Consider the following 19,172-nt stretch of genomic DNA (forward strand, 5'->3'; position numbering starts at 1 on the left):
ATCACTCCGGCTGCCGTAGCGACTCGCCGATCAGCCACAGCATCGGCGGCCACAGACCGACGAAGAGCGCACGCCGCTCGGCGTTCCCCCGCTGCTCCTGGTCGACGGTCTTCGCGCGGACCCACAGCGTCACGCACAGACCGATCGCGCCGAGCGAGGCGATGTGCAGATGAGCGCTGCGCATGCCCGCGCGGTGCAGGAGCCGGACCACCATGTGCGCCTCCGGGTTCGTCCGCTGGTGTCACATCACTGTGTCATCAGCCGTATACCAGGGTATACACCTATTCATTCACATTTGTTCCGATCCGACGCATCAAGGGGGTCCGATGCCCCGACAGCGCTGGCAGCGGGGGGTGACCGTGCTGGCGCGGTGGCTTCTGGGCACGGTGCTGGTCACCTGGCGCTACCTCTGGGAGACGACGCCGCTGTACCGCGCCGGCGAGTGCGAGGGCGACGAGCGGGACCGACCGCCACCCCTTCCTCGCGAGGCGGTCGACGACATGGTGCAGCTCGCCGAGGACGGATGCGGTCCCCTGTTCCACCGGGTCTTCCGGGTGCGCATCGCCGGGGCCGACGTCGACGGCGCCCGGCTCGTCGAGCATCTCTGCCGTCATTTCGAGCACTTCGTCCCGTCGGAGGTGGTCGGGATCCGCGCGGGTGAGCTCCGCGCCCACGGTCTGGACATCGCCGACGAACTGGTGGTGGAGATGCCGGGCCCCTGGAACGGTCCGGTGAGGGTCGTCCGCCGCGACCGCGAGTCGCTGCACCTGGTGACCCTGCGCGGTCACATGGAGGCGGGACAGGTGCGGTTCCGCGCGCGCGAGGACGGCGACCTGCTCGTGTTCGAGATCGAGTTGTGGGCACGCGCCGCCACCCGCCTGGTGCACGTGCTCTACTCGCACCTGCGCGTGGCGAAGGAGATCCAGCTCAACATGTGGGTCCGGTTCTGCCTGTCCGCCGTCGCGCTCTCCGGCGGCCGGCTGGTGGACGGGGTGCACATCCGGACCCGCCGGCTCCAGCCCTCTCACACGGCACCGCGGGAGGGGTGAGGGACGCCCCATGCCGAGCAGCCCCCTCCAGGGCCGGACCATCCTCGTCACCGGAGCCGCGCGGGCTGGGCGCGGCGCCGGCGCGCGAACCGGCCCGGCGCGGGGCACGCCTGGCGCTCCTGGGCCATGACGCGGCCGGGCTGGGCGCCGTGCCGCGTCCCTGCCGACCGCGGGCCTGGTGATCGAAGTCGACGTCACGGACCACGCCGCCTTGGACGAGGCGGCGGCCGAGGTACGCGGTCGGCTCGGCCGGCCGTCGGTGGTCGTGGCGAACGCGGGGATCGCGCAGGGGGGTCGGTTCGCGACGTCCGATCCCGTCTCATGGCGCCGTGTCGTCGATGTCAATCCGACGGGCAGCGCCCACACGGCGCGGGCCTTCCTTCCCGACCTGGTCAGCACCGCCGGCTACTTCCTCCAGGTCGCCTCGCCGGCCTGGCTCGGCGCCACCCCCATGATGAGTGCCTACCGCGCCTCCAAAGCGGGGGTGGAGGCGTTCGCCCGCGCGTCGCGGGCGGAGGGTCGCGCATCAAGGCGTCACCGTGGGCGTCGCCTACCCCGCCTGGACGGACACCGACATGATCCGGGACGCCGAACGGTTCGCCGCTCCTCTTCGACGGCCTGGAGGAGATCGCCCGTCGCCACCCGACGCGGACCTCGCGGTACTGCACCTGGGAGGCACCACCCTGCCCGGCGGCTTCGTGGTCACCATGGACGGTGGCACCGAACTCGCCCGCCGCCTCGACCACCCGCACGTGCTGCCCGTGCACCACGACGACTACACCGTCTTCCACTCCCCGCTCGACGACTTCCTGACCGAGGCGCGCGCACTCGGCCTCCAGGAACGGCTGGTCCCCTGCCGGCGCGGGCAGCACGCGCGGGTGACGGCCCGCGAAGAGCGGCCCACGGTGCGCTGACGTCGAGGCCGACGGCGGACGCGGTGCGGGGGCACCCGGCAGCCGCCGCCGGTGCCTCCGCACCCGGGGGTCCGGCACACGTCCCGAAGGGGGCGGACAGCCGGGCCGCAGGGTCGGAAGCGCCGTCGGCGGGAGACCCGGCTCCCGGCGTCCTGGCGCTGTACGACCCCCGACCCCGGGCGGCCCGGCGGGACCGGTCTCGTCCCCGCCGCCCCGCGCGGCTCCGCGACCGGGGTGACGCCGGACAACGCCGAAAGCCGACGGCGTGCCGTCGGGGGTCCCCCGTCGTCGGTGAGCGGCAGCAGGGCCGTGGCGAGCCCAGCGGGACGGTGCCGGCCTGCCGCGGTCGGCTCAGGGCCGGACCGGCACCGTGCGGGCCGTCTCGACGGCGACCGCCTGGTCCCCGCCCGCCGGGGCCGCGCCCGCCCGGTCCCCGACAGCGGGCCCGGCGCCCCCTTCGCCGATCGCGCGAACCGCGCCCACCACGCCGTGGGGGCGGCCGCGCTCGGGACACGGCCCGCGTCTCCGACGAACCGTCACATCAACGAGGGCGGACCGCATCCCCCCTTCGGGCGGCGAGACGCTGCTGCGGCGGCACCGGTGGCAACCGGAGGACGAGCGGTACCGGCCGCCGGCGTCCTACGGGTACGACGAGGCGGTCGTGCGCGGTGCCGAATCCCTGGAGATCACCCCGCGCGTCGGTGAGGCGCTGCTGATCGACCCACGCTACTTCCACGCCGTACGCCGCAGCGGGGGCGCCCGCCGCGTGGCGCTGGGGTTCGCGGTGGGACTCGCCTCGTCCGGGCAACTGGTCACCTGGGCCTGAGGGCGTCCGCCTGCCCGCGGTCGGCGCCCGGAACGACGTCGACCGCGCTGCCGCCCGGTGCTTCGGGGCTTTGACCCACCGCTGGCGGAGCGACTATTTTCGGCTGATGGACATCCTGTGCTACGTGGCCTTCAGCAGCGACCCCCGGGGCGGTAACCCGGCAGGCGTGGTGCTGGACTCCGCCGGTATCGACGAGGCGACGATGGCCGCCACCGCGGCCGAAGTCGGGTACTCGGAGACGGCGTTCGCCGTCCCGCGCCCGGACGGGTCGCTCGACATCCGGTACTTCAGCCCCCAGACCGAGGTCCCGTTCTGCGGCCACGCCACCATCGCGACGGCGGTCGCACACGCCTCCCGGCACGGCGTCGGCCGCCTGCTGCTGCACACCAAGGTGGGCAGCGTTCCCGTGACCACATCGACCGCCCCCGACGGTTCCGTCACGGCCACCCTGGTCAGCGTCGAGCCCCGCACCGCGGACCTCACCGACGCCGACCTCGTCGAACTCCTCGCCGCCCTCCGCTGGTCCGCGGCCGACCTCGACCCGGCTCTGCCGCCCCAGGTCGCCTACGCCGGCGCCTGGCACCCGGTCATCGCCGCCGCCGACCGGGCGCGCCTGGCCGACCTCGACTACGACATGCCGGCACTCAACGCCCTCATGGCGCGCCGGGGTTGGACGACGATCGCCCTCGTGCACCGCGAGTCGGACACCGTCTTCCACGCCCGCAACCCCTTCCCGCCGGGCGGCGTCGTCGAGGACCCGGCCACCGGTGCGGCGGCCGCGGCCCTCGGCGGATACCTCCGCGCCAACGGGCTCGTCGCGCCGCCCACGGTACTGACCGTCCACCAGGGCGTGGACATGGGCCGCCCGAGCCTCCTGACGGTGGGTATCCCGGCGGCCCCGTCCAGCGGCATCGAGGTGACGGGCACGGCGGTTCCCCTCTCCTGAACGGGCCCCGGCCACCGGGCGTCGTCCTCGGACACCTGGAGGAGGATCTCGATCTCCACCGGCGAGTCGAGCGGCGGGATGTTCATGCCGACGGCGCTGCGCGCGTGCCGACCCGACCGGCCGAACACCTCGACGAGCAGGTCACCCGCCCCGTCCACCACCTCGGCCTGCCGGACGAACCCGGGGGCCGAGGACACGTACCCCACGACCGTCACCACCTGGACCACCCTCCAGAGGGGGTACCACCGAGTCGGCGGCCGCCAGCGCCGCCAGCACGCACTGCCTGCTCAGTTCCCGGGCCCGCTGCGGCGAGATCTCCGCCCCGACCCTCCCGGTCGCGGTCATCCGCCCGTCGGTCAAGGGGATCTGCCCGGAGACGAAGACGTACGCGCCGCTGCGTACGGCCGGCACGTACGCCCCCTTGGGCGCGCCCACCTCCGGCAGTCGCAACCCGAGCCCGGCCAGCCTTCGGCGGATGACGGCGCTCACAAGTCCCTCCCGCTGCCTGGACGAAGAGCATGGGTCGTTCGAGGTCGCGGCGCGCGCTGCCCTGGCCGCCGTGCCGCCGTCGACGCCGGTGGTGGCGGTGGTGGCGCCGTCGTCGGGCAACCACGCCCTGTTCATCGGCCAGGCGACCGATCTCGTCGGGACCGGCAGCTCGGCCTCCCCTCGCCGGAGCGAGTCGGGGCCGACCCACCCCATGCGGCGCGGGCCACCGAGATGAAACGATTCACCATGATCTGAGCGAACATGGCCGAAAAAGAGAGGCTTGCCCGGAACCATCCGTCTGCTCCTTACGTCACGGGTAGAGAGAAATGCCGCGCCGACGGACTCGCAGGACTCTTCGGGGGTCATCCGTCGGCCGACGGAAGGGGTTCAGGTGATGTCACGCAAGCGTCTCGCCCTCGCCGCCGCCGGACTTGCTCTGGCGGCCGGGCTCGTCGCGCCCTCGGTCGCGATCGCGGCCCCGGCCGCCGCCCAGGTCCACGCCACCGCCAACAAGTGCAGCGGCTGGAAGGAGATCCACATCAAGGGCGGCGCCGCCAAGTACATGGAGTGCACGAAGAAGGTCAACGGCACGTCGTACGCCTCCGGGGCCTTCTACCTGTGGGACACCAAGCACGACGGCAAGGCCGTGCAGGCGTACGCGGAGACCGACTACAACCACTGGTACGGCGACGACGTGACCTGGGAGCACTTCTACGGCTGGGGTGACGACAAGCACGGCAGCCCGAAGATCACCACCGGCTGGCACCGGGGCAACGACTTCGGCCTGGTGATCGAGCTGAAGTGACGACCGCGTCGTCCTGACGACCGGGACCGCCCGGCGCGCGCCGGATCACGCGCCGGGCGGTCCCGCCCCGTCGGTACGGTCGCCGAACCGCCGTCCGGACTTCCGCGCGCGTCTCCCGGGCCACGAGGGGAGCTGGGGCTCGTCGGCCCGTTCCCCGGACTCACACCCGCCAAAGGCGAGTTGGGCCGCGCGGCACGGGGACGCAGGACGTCGGCCGAAGCTCACGGCGCGTCGGTCCGGGCTCCGGGCTGGTGCCGCCGGGCCGGTCAAGGCGGCTTTCAGGGCACCGCTTTCGCGTAGGTGGTGATGGTGAGGCCGGAGTCGAAGGTCCGCGTGCCGGCCACGGCGAAGTCCGTCGGGGCGAAGGGACCGTCGACCGGTCGGCGATCCCCAGCAGCTCCCGTGCGGGGATGGGCATGGTCTCGGGGAAGTCCGCCAGGATCGCGGCGGCTTCCTCGCCGCCGAACGGGAAGAAGTCGTACTGACCGTCGGGACCGGCGATGCGGCCGTCGAGGGTGGCGGCGACGTAGCAGGTCAGCTTGCGCAAGGGCTGCTCCTCGTCGGGAGAGGGATCCGCGGACGGTCAGGCGGCGCCGCCGGAGCGGCGGTCCGGCCGCGTGGCCCCCAGGTCCGGTGGGCAATTCCGCGGTACCGCCGGGGACTTGCCGCAAGTCCAAGTCCCCTGGCGCGCTGTACCTTGACCGTGGAAAGGCCGGTCGCGCCCCTTTCGGCTCCGGTCCGCTGATGACGGGCGGGCACGCGCCGGCGCTCCGTCGGAACCCTCCGTACCGAACCGCCTGCCCGCCTTCCGGGCCGCTGGAGCCTCCCGCAGGGCGGGGCGGCGGCGATCCCGCGCGGCGCGCGGAAGCTCCGCTGAGCCGAGTGTCTGCCTTCCTCGCGCGTCCGTACGGGGAAACACGGCGCCACGCGCCGGCCGGGTTACCGTCGAACGGCACGGGACGCGGGCGTACGGAGGTGTGGTGATGTCGGCAGCAGGGTCGCGCTCCGCCTCGGTACCCCTGCCGGTCGTCCTCGCCCTCGCCCTCGCCTTCACGGTCACGGTCGTCGACCCGCTGGTGCTCAACCTGAACATGCCGCAGGTGAGCCGGGCGCTCCATGTGCCGCCCCAGGCGATCGGGCTGCTGGGCGGAGCGGCGACGCTGGTGATGGCCGCCTCCGTCCTCGCCGCGGGCAGGCTCGGCGACACGGTCGGGCTCAAACGGCTGCTGCGGCTGGGACTGGTCGTCGTGACGGTCGTCGACCTGCTGTCCGCCCTGTCCCCCGGTTACGGCTTCCTGATGGCGATGCGTTTCCTGGCCGGGCTGGGGATGACGGCGCTGCTGGGAGTGCCGCTGGCCCTGCTGAAGGTGTCCGTGCCGGCGCAGAGACGACCGGTGGCCATCGGCCTCCTGATGGCCGTGGACGTGGTCCTGTGCGGGCTGCTCCCCGCCTTCGCGGGATGGGCGGTGACGGCGGTCGGCTGGCGGTTCCTGTTCCTGATCGCCCCCCTGCTGTGCCTGGTCTCGCTCTGGTTGACGACCCGGTACGTCCCGGAGTCCCCCGTCCGCCGGGGCGGTCGCGTCGACGTGCCCGGTGTCACGCTGGTCGGGGTGACCCTGCTGGCCCTCGTCGTCGGGCTCGCGGCGGCGCAGAACGGTGTCTCCCGGCCCGAGACCTGGGTGCCGCTGATGATCAGTGCGGTCGCCGCCGCGCTGTTCGTGCGCCACGCGCGCCGGGCTCCGGAACCCGCCGTGGATCTGGCGCTGTTCCGCAGCGCGCCCTTCGGGGTGGCCCTGGCCGCGACCCTGACGCTGAACTTCCTGATCGCGGGGCTCGGCATCGTCCTCGGGCAGTTCGGCAGCGTCGTGCTGTCGATGTCCCCCGAGGCCATCGGCCTGCTGTACCTGCCCGGGACACTGCTGATCGCCGGTGCCGTGATCCTGGCCGGCCACCTGGTCGGGAAGTACTCCCCGAGGCCGGTCATGGTCACCGGCCTGCTCGTGATGGCGGCGAGCGGTTTGCTGACGGCGGGCACCGCCAGCCCCACCATGGCGGTGTGGCTGCTGGTGCTCGCCACATGGCTGTGCAACCTCGGCTCGGTCGTCGCCTCCGCATCGGTGTCCGAGACGGTGCTCTCCCAGGCACCCGCCGGGCAGTCCGGCACGGTGGCCTCCGTCCAGATGGCCTTCGCGGTGAGCGGCGCCGCGTTCGGCCCCACCGTGTACCTCCTGCTTCTCAACCAGTTCTTCCAGCGGGAGTGGATGGCGGACGCGAGGACGCGCGGACTGACGGTGACCCGGGCCGCGCGGGCCGTGGACGCCGTGCGCAGCGGCATGGCCCAGAGCCCGGGAGGCACCGTCTACGACCCGAACCTGCTCCGGCAGGCTTCGGGACTGGACCTCGGGCTCGACTTCGCCGGCGGGCTGCGGCTCACGATGCTGACGGTGAGCGTCCTGCCGCTCGTCGTGGCGGTGGCGGCCCTCCTGCTGATGCCCCGCCGCAGAAGGCGTCGGGCGCACCGCACCGCGTGAGCCGCGGAGGACTTCCGCGGTCGCCGCCATGCGTCGAGGACTCGGTTCCCCGTCAGGACGCGGACGGACCCGGTCCGCTGTCGCTCCGGGTCGGCGGCGGGCCCGCGGCCCAGGCGACGGCTTCGTCGAGTTCGGCGTACGGGAACTGCCGTACCTCGGCACGGACGAAGTGGTTCGCGAAGTGCGGCACGAGTCCGGCGAGCTTCGCGTCGGCCGCCAGCGCGACCTTCCTCACCTTTCGGTGGTGGTCGCGGACGAAACGTACGTGCCCGAGCAGGCCCGCGATGTTCTCCCATCCGGGGAAGTCACGGGCGTGCACCACCACGCCGGCCAGTGCGTCGTGGGTTTCGAGCCAGTTGTCGACGGTCTGCGCCAGCGCGTCGAAGTCCTGGGCGCGCAGGGGCTGTTCGACGTCGACCACCAGAACCTCGGACTCGGGAAGGAGGCGGTGGGACACACCGGGCCCTTCGGGGAGCGAGGCCAGCCAGTCCAGTGCCTCCGCGCGATCGTCCACGTCGAAGACGCGCACGGGGCAGGGGATCAGGAAACTCGCGAGCCGGGTCCACTCCCGGATCCAGCGGATGTCGGTGACGACGGCACATCCCTCGAACAGGCGCATCGCGCCGAGCCCGACCTTGAGATCCTCCCAGCCGGCCGCAGGGGTGAACGACCGGAACTCGGGACCGCACTCCCACAGGAGCCTGATGCGGCGCCCCTCCCTGCGCGCGTCCTCGACGAGCGGCTCGATCACCGCCTTGTAGTCGTCCCTCGACACCGTGCCGATCGCCTTGACCACGTCGACGTTCGAGGGTGCGTCCTGGGCTCTTTCCAGCATTCGGTCCGCCTCTCTGCGCCGGCGCCCGTCGCTGCCGGCTGGATCGACACTGCGGATCTCTTCCAGGTGGTGGGCCGCTGACCTGGGCTCAGGTGCGGCTTCGCGGGCAGGCCGCGTGACCGACCACCCGCGAGGCGACCGATCCGAGGAACGGACGCCCGAAGCCGCCCATGCCCTGCGCGCCGAGCACGATCGTATGGGCGTGCTCCGCCTCGGCCGGCGACACCGCCGCCGGGGCGCCGGCCGGGAGGGCGGATGTCACTTCCAGGTCCGGATGGGTCTCCCGCACGATGGCGGTGGCCTCGGTCGTGACACTCTCGTCCCAGTCGCTCGCCTCCCAGGCGTGCCCCTCTCCGGTCGTCGCGTGCGAGTGGAGTGGGGGCAGGACGTGAACAATGCGCAAGGGGCACCGGCGCGGCTTCACCTCGTGGGCGGCCCGCACCAGGGCTCGCAGACTTCGCCCGGAGCCGTCGACTCCGACCGTGATCGGATCGGTCATCGCCTTCTCCCGTTATGCCGGTGCCGTCGTTCGCCGCTCGATGTCGTGGCTCCTACCAGTTCACGCCTGATCGTGACGACTTGCCCACCCGGCGGCACGGCGGGCGAGGCCGGCGACGCGGGTGGCCGGCCGCGGCGCGGAGGAGGCACGTGCGCGCCGGCCCGGGGCGGGGCGGACTCCCGGCGGAATTGCGGTGCGCCGGGTGGCGGGGATGCTGGAGGCGACACGGCGGAACCGGCTCCGCCGGCTCGGGCGAGGAACGGGACATGTCCGACACCGCGCACATCGTGAGCGATGTGATGACCACGCCCGCGGTGGCCGTCGGGCGCGGCACCCGCTTCAAGGAGATCGTGCGCGGCATGGAGCAGCGGCACATGAGCACCCTGCCTGTGGTGGGGGACGACGGGCAGGTCGTCGGTGTGGTCTCCGAGGCCGACCTGCTGCCCAAAGAGGCATTCAGCGGCCGTCGGCTCACCCGCTTCGAGCGGATCGCGCGTCGGTCCGATCTGGCTCGGGCGGAGGCGCTGACGGCGGAGGAGCTGATGACCACGCCGGTCGTCACGGTCCGACCGGACGACACCCTCGCCCAGGCGGCCCGTCTCATGTCCGTGAAGCACGTCAAATGGCTTCCCGTGGTCGACGACGAACACCGACTGCGGGGCGTCGTGAGCCGCGGCGACCTGCTGAAGGTCTTCCTGCGATCGGACGAGGCCATCGAGGAGGAGGTCCGCCGCACCGTGGTTTCCTACCTGTTCCCCGATCTCGCCCACGCCGTCCAGGTGTCCGTGCGCGACGGAATCGTCACGCTCCGCGGACCCGTGCACGACACGTCGCTCATCTGGGTCGCCGAGCGCCTCAGTCGCGCCGTGGAGGGCGTGGTGGGCGTCGAGGCCCGGCTCACCGGCACGGCCGCCGCGCCGGGCGGGCCCGCGACCACGCGGTGACCCGCGGGGGTCTCGTGGTGGTTTCCCTGAAGGGAGGCGGACCGGAGCGCCTCGTGCGTCCCCCTGCCGGTACCCGGGCCGCCCGGTCACGGCATCGCGCACGCCCGGACGCCGTACCGTGCCGCGCTGGGTACCGCCGCGGACCTCGCCGCCCACCGGGGAGCCGCCGACCTGTCGGCCGTCGAGCCGGACGCCGGGCGCGGCAGCAAAACCGTTTTGCACCTTTCCCCCCGAGCGGTCACGGTCGGACTGAGACCAGGAGCACGACATCCGGCGGCGATCACCATGTCCGACGTCACGACCACCGACCTGTACGAAGTGACCATGGCCATGTCCTACCTCCGGGAGGACATGCGGGCCCCGGCCACCTTCAGCCTCTTCGTCCGTGAGCTCCCGCCCGGCCGGGGCTTCCTGGTCGCCGCGGGTCTGGAGTCGGCGCTGGACTTCCTCGCCCACTACCGCGTGGAGCGCGAGGACGTCGAAACATTCGCGGAGGCCCTGCACCGCCCCGTCCGGGATCTCGAACCGCTCCTCGGCCTCGCCTTCGAGGGCGAGGTCCGCGCGGTCCCGGAAGGGCACGTGGTGTTCGGCGGTGAGCCGCTGCTGGAGGTGACCGCCCCGCTGCCGCAGGCGCAGCTCGTGGAGACCTACCTGCTGAACCAGCTCTGCCACCAGACGGCCGTGGCGTCGAAGGCGGCACGATGCGTCCTGGCCGCCGCCGGCAGACCGGTCATCGACTTCTCGCTGCGCCGCACACACGGGCCGGGGGCAGGGATGCAGGCCGCCCGGCTGGGCGCCATGGTGGGCTTCGCCGGGACCAGCAACGTCGCCGCCGCCGCCTCCCTGGGCATTCCTGCCTCGGGCACCATGGCCCACTCCTACGTCGAGGCCTTCCCGAGCGAGGAGGAGGCGTTCCGCGCCTTCGCGCGCTGTCACCCCGGACCGGTCACCCTGCTCGTCGACACCTACGACACGGAGGAGGGCGTGCGCGTCGCCTCCCGCGTCCTGAACGATCTCCGGCACGGCCCCGGCTGCGCGATCCGCCTGGACAGCGGCGACCTCGACGCGCTCTCGCGCCGGGCACGCGCCCTTCTCGACGGCGCCGGGCTGGCCGACGTGCGGATCGTGGCCAGCGGCGGACTGGACGAGTACGGCGTGGACCGGCTGGTACACGCGGGTGCCCCGATCGATGTGTACGCGGTGGGAACGCGGGTGGGCGTGGCGGCGGACGCCCCCTATCTGGACGCCGCGTACAAGCTCGTCGAATACGACGGCCGTCCGGTGATGAAGCTGTCCTCGGCCAAGGTCACGGCCCCGGGTCGCAAGCAGGTCTTCCGCCGCGCCGGACGGCCCGACGTGGTCGCCCTCGCGGTGGAGGAGCCACCGGGTCCCGCCCAGCCGCTGCTGCGCACGGTCATGCGGCACGGGCGCCGGACCTGCGCGCCGGGCCACTGGCAGGACGCGCGTGAGCGATTCCGTGACGACATCGCCCGTCAGCCCGATTCGGCGCGCCGGATCCGGGACCCCGAGCCGGTCCGACCGGTCTCGTCCCCGGCCCTCGCGGAGCTGACCGCCTCGGTGCGAGCCGACATCGAAGCCCGTCTGCGGCCCGCGCACCGCGCCGCGCCCCCGGACAGGCCGGTGCACCGGTCGTCCGCGCCGCCGGTGCGTGCCCGGCGACCCGCTCCGCGCGGCGGGGGGCCGGCAGCCATGGCACGGTCGGCGGCTCGCGCGTCGGCGAAGCGGAACGAACGGGCCGTGGTGGGACCCGACGCGATCGGCGGTTCGATGCGCGCCCGCGTCGGCGACGAGATCGTCGTACGGGGAACCACGGCCGGGGTCGTCGCCCGGGACGGTGAGATCGTCGGTCTCCGTCGTCCGGACGGCAGCCCGCCCTACGACGTGCGCTGGCTCGACAACGGACGGGTGACCCTGTACTTCCCCGGCTCCGACGCGTTCATCAGGCATCTGGTGACCGGAGACGACGACGTGACGGCCCGGTGAGCGCCGGCGGATCGTGGCGGCCGTCCCGGCCCGACCCCTCGGACCGCACCGGCGTGGGCCGCCGTCGGGGCCGCATCCGCCGGCTGCCGCGCGCAGACCGCGCGGCGCCGGGCCGTCGCGGCCATGACGGCTCTCGGGCCGCGCCGGGATGCTCCGTCCCCTACCCTCCGTCGTCCCGCTCGTGTGCCTGTCGTACCGAAGCGGCGATCCGGTCGATCAGCTCGGGCAGGGCCGAGCGCACCGCTTCGCTCATGCGGGCGCCGAGTTCCATGTCAGCCACCTCCACGGCGTGCACCACGAGCCTCGGCGGCAGCCGGTCCAGGGCTTCCGCCAGCGCGAGGCACTCCCCCAGACCGAACGCGTGCGTACTCGCCGCACCCTTCGCTCGCGAGGCCGCCTCCGCCGCCGTGAGGGTGTGCACCCTCCCTGGCCGGGCCGGCCTCGCCCGCAGGGCTTCCGCCACGACCACCGTGTCCGCGCCGCGCCACAGTTCGAGCACGCGCGCGGGCTCTCCGTCGCTGACCGCGAGAACGGTTCCGTCGGGGACACGGCCGCGCAGGGCCTCCACCGCCGCCGGACCGACTCCGTCGTCACCGCGCAGGGGATTGCCCACGCCGATCACCACGACCCGTCCGCTCATGCGCGTTCCACGGTCAGGTCGAGGAAGTGGGCGGCACAGGAGATGCAGGGGTCGTGGTTGCGGATGGCCCGTTCGCACAGCCGGGTGAGCTCCTCGTCGTCGGCTGCGGGCCCGGCCCTGTCCAGGCGTGCCTGCACGGCCCTGCGCACATCGTCCTCGATGGCCGTCTGGTTCTGCGCCGTGGGCGGGACGATGCGGGCCTCGGTGACGGTGCCGTCCGCGGTGAGCGCGTAGCGGTGGTACAGCAGGCCCCGGGGTGCCTCGGTGGCTCCGAAACCGACGCCCCGGCGCGGCGGGACCTCGACGGCCGGCCGCGGAGGGCGTTCGTATCCGCCGATGATCCGCAGGCTCTCCTCGACGGCCTGCACCACCTCGACGGCCCGTACGACGATGCTGCGGAAGGGGTTGTCGCAGCGCGCGCCGGTGGCCGGGTCGCCGAGGCCGGCGTCCCGCGCCGCCTCGGCGGCCAGGGGGTGCAGCCACCGACCGCTGATCGCGTAGCGGGCCAGCGGGCCGGTGAGGTGGCGGCGGCCGTCGAGCAGGGCCGTCAGGGCGGTGGAGTGGGGCACCTGCCCTTCCCGCACGTGCCGTTCGAAGTCGGACGGCGGGAACTCGCGGAGCGCCGGGCCGTCGCCGTCGGCCGCCATGACCGCCGGTGTCCCCGAGTCGATGGCGTAGCGGCCGGGGTCGCGCAGGGCGAAGAGGTCGTGGTCGCACACCGCGTCGGGGAAATCGAACGCCGCCACCCAGCGGACGGTCTCCAGCGCGTCGTCCCGGGCCTGCCGCAGCCGTTCCGCCAGCGGACGCAGTTCGTCCGGTGCCGGGGTCCGGTAGAAACCGCCGATGCGGACGTTGACCGGATGGATGGGACGGCCGCCGAGCTGTTCGAGGATCGCGTTCCCGGTCTGTTTGAGTCTCAGGCCGCGCTCGACCGCGGCTCGTCGGCCACGGGCCAGCTCCACGACGTCGGCACAGCCGAGGAAGTCCGGGGCGTGCAGCAGGTAGACGTGGAGGGTGTGGCTCTCGATCCACTCGCCGCAGTACAGCAGGCGGCGCAGGTCCGCGAGGGGGCCGTCCACCACGGCACCGCAGGCGTCCTCGATCGCCCGGCAGGCGCTCATCTGGTAGGCGACCGGGCAGATGCCGCAGATGCGAGCGGTGATGTCGGGAGGCTCCGCGTGGCCCCGGCCGGCCAGGAAGGCCTCGAAGAAGCGCGGCGGCTCGTAGATGCGCAGCCGCGTCTGCGTGACCCGGTCCCCCTCGACGCGCAGGTGGAGGGCGGCCTCGCCTTCCACCCTGGCCAGCGCGTCCAGTCGCAGGACGCGGGTTGCGCGACGGTTCATGCGGGCCTCTCCGGGCGGGTGTCCGTCAGGATCCTTCAGCCGGAGGATCTCGGCGTTCCTCGGCCGCTAGCTCGGGTACGGGTGCATACTCCGGTGACGCGGCGTTGAAGGTGCGGAAGACACGCTGGATGTCCCGCTCGCTCATCCCGTCGCGGCGCAACTGCGCGACCATCGAGCGCAGGTCGGGCTTGTCGGACGGTCCGAAGCAGCCGTAGCAGCCGCGTCCGTAGGCGGGGCAGAGGGCACCGCAGCCCGCGTGCGTGACCGGGCCCAGGCAGGGGGTGCCGTGGGCGACGGTGACGCAGGTCGTGCCGCGTCTCTTGCACTCGAAGCAGACGCTGTGGCCGGGAATCCGGGGTTTGCGTCCGGCCAGGTGGGCGGTGACGACTTCGAGGAGCTGGCCGCGGTCGATGGGGCAGCCGCGCAGTTCGAAGTCGACCGGCACATGGGCCGAGATCGGTGTCGAGGTCGCCAGTGTGGAGATGTACTCCGGCCGCGCGTAGACCGCGGCGAGGAAGTCGTCGACGTCGGCGAAGTTGCGCAGTGCCTGGATGCCGCCCGCGGTGGCGCACGCGCCGATGGTCACCAGGTACCGGGAGACGCGGCGGACGTGCCGGATCCGCTCGGCGTCCTCGGCGGTGGTGATCGACCCCTCGACCAGGGAGAGGTCGTACGGTCCCCGGCCCTCCAGCCGTGCGCGTCCCCCGTCGGCGCCCTCGGCCGGGGTCATCTCCAGGAAGTGGTCGATCCGTACGCGTTCGGTGAGGCCGAGGAGTTCGTCCTCGCAGTCCAGGAGCGTCAGCTGGCAGCCGTCGCAGGAGGCGAACTTCCACACGGCGAGCGTCGGCCGCGGGTCGGTGGCCGGTACGGGCTGGAGGGTCATGTCACAACTCCCTCACGAGGAGCAGGTGCGCGACGCGGTCGTAGCCCACCACCGGTCCGTCACGGCACAGCAGCAGCGGGCCGAGCTGGCAGTGGCCGCAGTGGCCGGTGGCACAGCGCATGTTGCGCTCCAGGGACACCTGGACATGGTGCGGGGCCAGCCCTCGTGCCACGAGATCGCGTGCGGTGTGACGCATCATCACCTCGGGTCCGCACACCAGCGCGCGGGTCCGTCCGGGACGCAGGTCGAGGTGGTCCAGGAGGGTGGTGACCACGCCCACCGCGCCCCGCCAGCCCGGTCCCGGCCGGTCGACGGTCACCTCCGCCCGCGCCGCGTCCCGCCAGCTCCCGATCTCGTCCCGGTAGAGCAGATCGGCGGGGGTGCGAGCGCCTGCCAGGACCGCGAGCCGGCCGTACGCGTCCCGCCGGTCCAGGACCGCGTGGACGACGGGACGCAGCGGAGCCAGCCCGATGCCGCCGGCGATCACCAGGACGTCGTGGCCGGCCGCCGCACCCAGGTCCCAGCCGGTGCCGTACGGCCCGCTGAGCCCGACGGTGTCGCCGGGGCGCAGCCGGTACAGCGCGGTCGAGACCGCACCCACGGCGCGCACGGTGTGCACGAGTCCTCCGTGGCCGCCGCGCAGGGAACTGACCGAGACGGGCACGTCGCCCACCCCGAACGCGTAGATCATCGCGAACTGACCCGGCGAGAAGGGGGCGAGCCCCTCTCCGGCCGGTACCAGCTCGATCGACCGGGTGTCGCCGGTCTCGGCCCGGCTGTCCACGACGCGGTACGGCAGCGGGGGCACCACGGTGCTCACGACGGCTCCGGGTCCGGCCGCTCGGGCCGCGTCCAGTCGTGCAGGGCGGCCGCTTCCTCGGTGATGTCGATACCGACGGGGCACCACACGATGCAGCGTCCGCATCCCACGCAGCCGGACGACCCGAACTGGTCGTACCAGGTGCCGAGTTTGTGGGTCATCCACTGCCGGTAGCGGCTGCGCGCGGAGGCGCGGACCGGCCCGCCGTGGAGGTTGGAGAAGTCCAGGTCGAAACAGGAGTCCCACAGGCGCCAGCGCTCCGCGTGGTCGCCGGTGAGGTCGGTGACGTCCTCGGTGGTGGTGCAGAAGCAGGTGGGGCAGACCATGGTGCAGTTGCCGCAGGTCAGGCACCGCCCGGCGACGTCGTCCCAGCGGGGCGCGTCGAGCGTTCCGGCCATCAGCTCCCGCAGGTCGGCCTCGGGCATCGACCGTCCCATGCGGTCCGCGGCGGCCGTGACACCGGCGCGGGCCGTCTCCCGGGTCTCCGCGTCGGCCGGACGAGTGGGCAGTTCGGCGAGGATCTCCGCGCCTTCCCGGCTCCCGCTGCGCACCCAGAAACGGTGGCCGCGCGCATCGGCCACTTCGGTCATCACCAGGTCGTGGCCGGGACCGGCCGCGGGTCCGGTGCCCATCGAGGCACAGAAGCAGGTGGCACCGGGCTCGGTGCACTCGACCACGATCAGCAGGGCTCCGGAGCGGCGCCCTTCGTAGCCGGGATCGCGGTACGCCCCGCCGGTCAGCACCCGGTCCTGGACCGCGATGGCCCGCAGATCGCAGGGGCGCACCCCCAGGAAGGCGTATCGGGGCGGCGTGCCCCGGTCGGCCGTGAGGACCAGCTCGCCCTCCACCCGGTCGGCGCTCCACTCCCGGACCCGCGACGGATGCAGGAACGACTTCCACGACTGGGGGCCCGCCGCATGGGCGAAGGCCGCGCCGTCCGAGCGCTCCCGCAGCCGGTACCGCCCCGCCTCCAGCTCGACACCCCATCCGTAGGGCAGCTCGTCGGCCGAGGTCAGTTCCGCGAGTACGATCGCGCCGTCCCGCGCCGTGGGTCCCACCACGGTGAAACCGCGCCGGATCAGTACGTCCACGAGCGCCGCCAGTCCGTCCTTGCCCATGACGAGTCCGTCGGGTCCGGGCGGCCGGGCGGCGTTCACATCGGCGTCGGCAGTCATGACCGGCCTCCTTCAGCGCAGCACCGCCGTCCCCCCAAGCCCACGATCGCAGCATTTCGGGTGCCCCGTCGCGCCGAGGAGCCGCGGGCACGCGCGCGGGGCGCATCGGTCCTGGGCGATCAGCGCGCCCGGCCGTGCGGTGGGAGGACATACGTGTGGCCCTCCCGCCCCCACTCCCCGTACTCCGGCGTCCGGCCGGCGTCCATGGCCCGCAGGCAGGGGCGGCCGATGTGTGCGTAGACCAGCCGTTCGATCCGGTGTCCGGCCGCCTCCGCGTCGACCTCCCGCACGGGGGCGTGCCCGCCCGCTCCCCCGCGGAAGCGGATGGGGCGGTCCCAGCACGAGGCTTCCGCGAACATCAGGTCCGCGCCCTGCGCCCAGGCCGGGAAGCTCCGGAACTCCGGGGCCCACACCACCACCCCCGACGCTGCCTCGATGCGGTAGCCGCACGTGGGACGGGAGGTGTGCGCGACCGGCAGCGCCCTGATGCGCAGACCTCCCACGTCCGCGTCCGTCATCCGCGGCACCAGCCCGCGCTCGGCGGCGAGCCGCCGCAGGGCGGAGCGCAGCTCGGCCCGCTCGTCGGTGACGAGCCAGGCGTCCAGGCGGCCCTCCGGCGGCTCCGCACCGGGGCCGCCGTCGAAGGCGACCCGATGGACACCACAGGCGACCAGCAGCCCGGCCGGTGCGAAGCGTGGCGACGCCATGGCGCCCACGCCGAGCAGCGTGAGCCGGAGGCGGGGCACCATGGCGGTTCACCTCCTGGGAGTCCTCGGCGGGCGTCTCGAACGAGGGCGGCCGTGGACCGGGTCCGTCCGGCACGGACCGGTACCTTCGCCCGCGCCGCCCGTGGGCGAACCGCGCCCACCGCGTTCGCCGGGATCAGTCCGGCTCCGTGCGGGGGCGGCGGAAGACCGGGGCCTGACCGGTCCCCCACGGGCGTACGGCGGCCAGCGCCTGGGCGACGGCGGAGTCCAGCGCACCGCTGGTGTCGACCGGGACGGCTTCGGGCCACGGCGACTCCCTGCCGGCCATGGCGGCGGCGATCTCGGGGCCGGCGTCGGACGCGCCGGGGGCGCGTGTGCTCAGGCGGGCCGCCGAGACGTCGCCCGGCACATGGCAGTGGAGCGCGACGAGGTCGGCGGCGGCGCGGTCGGCCATCCGGATCGCGGCCTCCCGCTGTGCGCCGTCGGACCAGGTGGCGTCGAGGACGACCGATTCACCGGAGGCGAGCAGGGCGGCCGCGCGGTCGAGCAGGGCGGCGTACGTCCTGGCCGTCCACTCGGGCGTGTACAGCCCCTCGCCGTAGCCGGCCGCCGCGGACTGCTCCGCCGGGATCCCCGCCAGCTCCTTGCGGACGCGGTCGCTGCTGAGCAGGGTGACCCCCAGCCGGTCGGCCAGGGCTCCGGAGAGTGTCGACTTCCCGCTGCCCGGAAGTCCCCCGACGAGGGTGAGGCCGACCGCCGAGGTACGCAGGTGGCGCAGGGTCATGGAGACGAGCCGCCGCGCCGCCGGCTCGGCGTCGGGGGCGCCCTGGCGGGACCGGATCACCGCGACCTTGGCGCGGACGAAGGCGCGGTAGGCGACGTAGTGGTGCCAGAGCGAAGGGGGCGCGGGGTCCCCCGAGTACTCGCCGTACCGGGCGAGGAAGTACGCCGCGGCGTCCGGGGCGCCGAGGCGTTCGAGGTCCATGGCGAGGAAGGCGGCGTCGTCCAGGCCGTCGACGTAGCGGAGACGGTCGTCGAACTCCAGACAGTCCAGCACCCGGGGGCCGTCGTCGAGGCAGAAGACGTCCTCGGCGAGGAGGTCGCCGTGGCCGTCGACCACCCGCCCCTGCTGGACACGGGCCTCGAACAGCCGCTCGCGACCGGCGAGATAGCGGCGCACCAGCCGCTCGACCCGCGTCAGGTCGTCGGCCATGACGTCGTCCACGGCCAGGGCGCGGACCTGTGCGAAACTCGCCTCCCACCGTGCCGACAGCGCGTCCCGCGTGCCTTGTTCGTCCACGTCACGGCCGCGGGGCGCGGCCGCGTGCCAGGCGGCCAGGTGCCGGGCGACGGTCCGCAGGACGTCGTCCACGGGGGCTCCCGAGCGGACGAGGCGGGAAAGGCGGCGCTCCTCCGGCATGCGGCGCATCACCACGAGCGGTTCGGGCGTTTCCGCCTCCGGGCTGCGGAATTCGCCCAGGCCCACGTAGACATCGGGCGCGAAGCGGCGGTTGAGGGTGATCTCCCGCTCGCACGCGGCCCGGCGCGCCGCGACCGTGGTGTAGTCCAGGAAGCCGAGAGCGACCGGCTTCTTCGCCTTGTAGGCCCGCTCGCCGACGAAGAAGAGCGTCGCGGTGTGGGTCTCGCACACGCCTGCGCCCGGCGGCGGCTCAGCGTCGTGCCCGACAGCGGATGTGCCGGGCCGGGGCTCGCGGAGGCCGGGATCGGTCATGAGGATCGACGCCCGTGGGGGACGGCGGCC

18 protein-coding genes and 3 pseudogenes are annotated in these 19,172 nt (G+C 73.6%); 10 read left to right on the forward strand and 11 right to left on the reverse strand.

From position 1 onward, the window contains the following. Position 1 precedes the first annotated feature (1 nt). A complete protein-coding gene (locus QSK45_RS34250) occupies positions 2-214 on the reverse strand; it encodes a hypothetical protein (protein WP_285562815.1) in 213 nt (70 codons plus the stop codon). A 112-nt stretch (positions 215-326) separates the two neighbouring features. Here QSK45_RS34250 and QSK45_RS34255 point away from each other — a divergent pair, with 112 nt between their 5' ends. The 4 genes and pseudogenes from QSK45_RS34255 to QSK45_RS34275 all read left to right on the forward strand — a co-directional run bounded on the left by QSK45_RS34255 (position 327) and on the right by QSK45_RS34275 (position 3,735). Continuing rightward, entirely contained in the window at positions 327-1,049 is a 723-nt protein-coding gene (locus QSK45_RS34255) for a DUF1990 family protein (RefSeq protein WP_285562816.1), read from the forward strand. 10 nt (positions 1,050-1,059) lie between these two features. Further along, positions 1,060-1,690, forward strand: a pseudogene (locus QSK45_RS34260) (SDR family NAD(P)-dependent oxidoreductase); the annotation flags it as partial. A gap of 934 nt (positions 1,691-2,624) precedes the next feature. After that, positions 2,625-2,789 (forward strand): hypothetical protein, encoded by a 165-nt coding sequence (locus QSK45_RS34270; RefSeq protein ID WP_285562817.1) that lies wholly within the window; start codon positions 2,625-2,627, stop codon positions 2,787-2,789. Between the two features lie 106 nt (positions 2,790-2,895). After that, positions 2,896-3,735, forward strand: a complete 840-nt coding sequence (locus QSK45_RS34275) for a PhzF family phenazine biosynthesis protein (protein WP_285562818.1) — start codon at positions 2,896-2,898, stop codon at positions 3,733-3,735. Positions 3,736-3,764: 29 nt separating this feature from the next. Here the strand turns inward: QSK45_RS34275 and QSK45_RS34280 are convergent. After that, positions 3,765-4,224 (reverse strand): annotated as a pseudogene (locus tag QSK45_RS34280) (RidA family protein); the annotation flags it as partial. On the opposite strand from QSK45_RS34280, the gene QSK45_RS34285 reads away from it, so the two are divergent. The 3 genes from QSK45_RS34285 to QSK45_RS34295 all read left to right on the forward strand — a co-directional run bounded on the left by QSK45_RS34285 (position 4,211) and on the right by QSK45_RS34295 (position 7,560). Beyond that, positions 4,211-4,459 carry a hypothetical protein gene (locus QSK45_RS34285; protein ID WP_285562881.1) on the forward strand — a complete coding sequence of 83 codons (249 nt, stop codon included), beginning with the start codon at positions 4,211-4,213 and terminating at the stop codon, positions 4,457-4,459. The pseudogene QSK45_RS34280 and the gene QSK45_RS34285 sit on opposite strands and share 14 nt — an antisense overlap. Before the next feature lie 159 nt (positions 4,460-4,618). After that, complete coding sequence (locus tag QSK45_RS34290) at positions 4,619-5,029, forward strand: hypothetical protein (RefSeq protein ID WP_285562819.1); 411 nt, start codon at positions 4,619-4,621, stop codon at positions 5,027-5,029. 983 nt (positions 5,030-6,012) lie between these two features. Next, a complete protein-coding gene (locus QSK45_RS34295; protein ID WP_285562820.1) occupies positions 6,013-7,560 on the forward strand; it encodes an MFS transporter in 1,548 nt (515 codons plus the stop codon). 52 nt (positions 7,561-7,612) lie between these two features. On the opposite strand, the gene QSK45_RS34300 is transcribed toward QSK45_RS34295, so the two are convergent. Both QSK45_RS34300 and QSK45_RS34305 read right to left on the reverse strand, forming a co-directional pair. Continuing rightward, positions 7,613-8,395, reverse strand: coding sequence for a SpoIIAA family protein (locus QSK45_RS34300; protein WP_285562821.1), 783 nt, complete (start codon positions 8,393-8,395; stop codon positions 7,613-7,615). Positions 8,396-8,483: 88 nt separating this feature from the next. After that, on the reverse strand, positions 8,484-8,894 hold the full coding sequence (locus QSK45_RS34305) for a universal stress protein (RefSeq protein WP_285562822.1): 411 nt from the start codon (positions 8,892-8,894) through the stop codon (positions 8,484-8,486). Between the two features lie 266 nt (positions 8,895-9,160). Here QSK45_RS34305 and QSK45_RS34310 point away from each other — a divergent pair, with 266 nt between their 5' ends. From QSK45_RS34310 to QSK45_RS34320, 3 genes and pseudogenes are all read left to right on the forward strand, one after another. Further along, complete coding sequence (locus tag QSK45_RS34310) at positions 9,161-9,838, forward strand: CBS domain-containing protein (protein ID WP_285562823.1); 678 nt, start codon at positions 9,161-9,163, stop codon at positions 9,836-9,838. A 285-nt stretch (positions 9,839-10,123) separates the two neighbouring features. Further along, positions 10,124-11,479 (forward strand): annotated as a pseudogene (locus QSK45_RS34315) (nicotinate phosphoribosyltransferase); the annotation flags it as partial. 147 nt (positions 11,480-11,626) lie between these two features. Further along, positions 11,627-11,842: a DUF1918 domain-containing protein gene (locus QSK45_RS34320; protein WP_285562877.1), complete on the forward strand. Its 216-nt coding sequence runs from the start codon at positions 11,627-11,629 to the stop codon at positions 11,840-11,842. A 160-nt stretch (positions 11,843-12,002) separates the two neighbouring features. On the opposite strand, the gene QSK45_RS34325 is transcribed toward QSK45_RS34320, so the two are convergent. The 7 genes from QSK45_RS34325 to QSK45_RS34355 all read right to left on the reverse strand — a co-directional run bounded on the left by QSK45_RS34325 (position 12,003) and on the right by QSK45_RS34355 (position 19,061). Beyond that, on the reverse strand, positions 12,003-12,482 hold the full coding sequence (locus QSK45_RS34325; protein ID WP_285562824.1) for a hydrogenase maturation protease: 480 nt from the start codon (positions 12,480-12,482) through the stop codon (positions 12,003-12,005). Next, positions 12,479-13,825, reverse strand: a complete 1,347-nt coding sequence (locus tag QSK45_RS34330; RefSeq protein ID WP_285562825.1) for a Ni/Fe hydrogenase subunit alpha — start codon at positions 13,823-13,825, stop codon at positions 12,479-12,481. Before QSK45_RS34330 ends, QSK45_RS34325 begins: the two co-directional genes overlap by 4 nt. Positions 13,826-13,850: 25 nt before the next feature. Continuing rightward, positions 13,851-14,708 carry an NADH-quinone oxidoreductase subunit B family protein gene (locus QSK45_RS34335; RefSeq protein WP_285562826.1) on the reverse strand — a complete coding sequence of 286 codons (858 nt, stop codon included), beginning with the start codon at positions 14,706-14,708 and terminating at the stop codon, positions 13,851-13,853. 1 nt (position 14,709) lies between these two features. Then, entirely contained in the window at positions 14,710-15,528 is an 819-nt protein-coding gene (locus QSK45_RS34340; RefSeq protein ID WP_285562827.1) for an FAD/NAD(P)-binding protein, read from the reverse strand. After that, positions 15,525-16,703: a 4Fe-4S dicluster domain-containing protein gene (locus QSK45_RS34345; protein WP_285562828.1), complete on the reverse strand. Its 1,179-nt coding sequence runs from the start codon at positions 16,701-16,703 to the stop codon at positions 15,525-15,527. Before QSK45_RS34345 ends, QSK45_RS34340 begins: the two co-directional genes overlap by 4 nt. A gap of 119 nt (positions 16,704-16,822) precedes the next feature. After that, positions 16,823-17,452: an MBL fold metallo-hydrolase gene (locus QSK45_RS34350; RefSeq protein ID WP_285562829.1), complete on the reverse strand. Its 630-nt coding sequence runs from the start codon at positions 17,450-17,452 to the stop codon at positions 16,823-16,825. A gap of 133 nt (positions 17,453-17,585) precedes the next feature. Next, entirely contained in the window at positions 17,586-19,061 is a 1,476-nt protein-coding gene (locus QSK45_RS34355) for a bifunctional aminoglycoside phosphotransferase/ATP-binding protein (protein WP_285562830.1), read from the reverse strand. Between the last annotated feature and the right edge of the window lie 111 nt (positions 19,062-19,172).

Origin of the sequence: Streptomyces hygroscopicus subsp. hygroscopicus (assembly GCF_030269125.1) — a bacterium.
Classification (GTDB): Bacteria; Actinomycetota; Actinomycetes; order Streptomycetales; family Streptomycetaceae; genus Streptomyces; species Streptomyces hygroscopicus_C.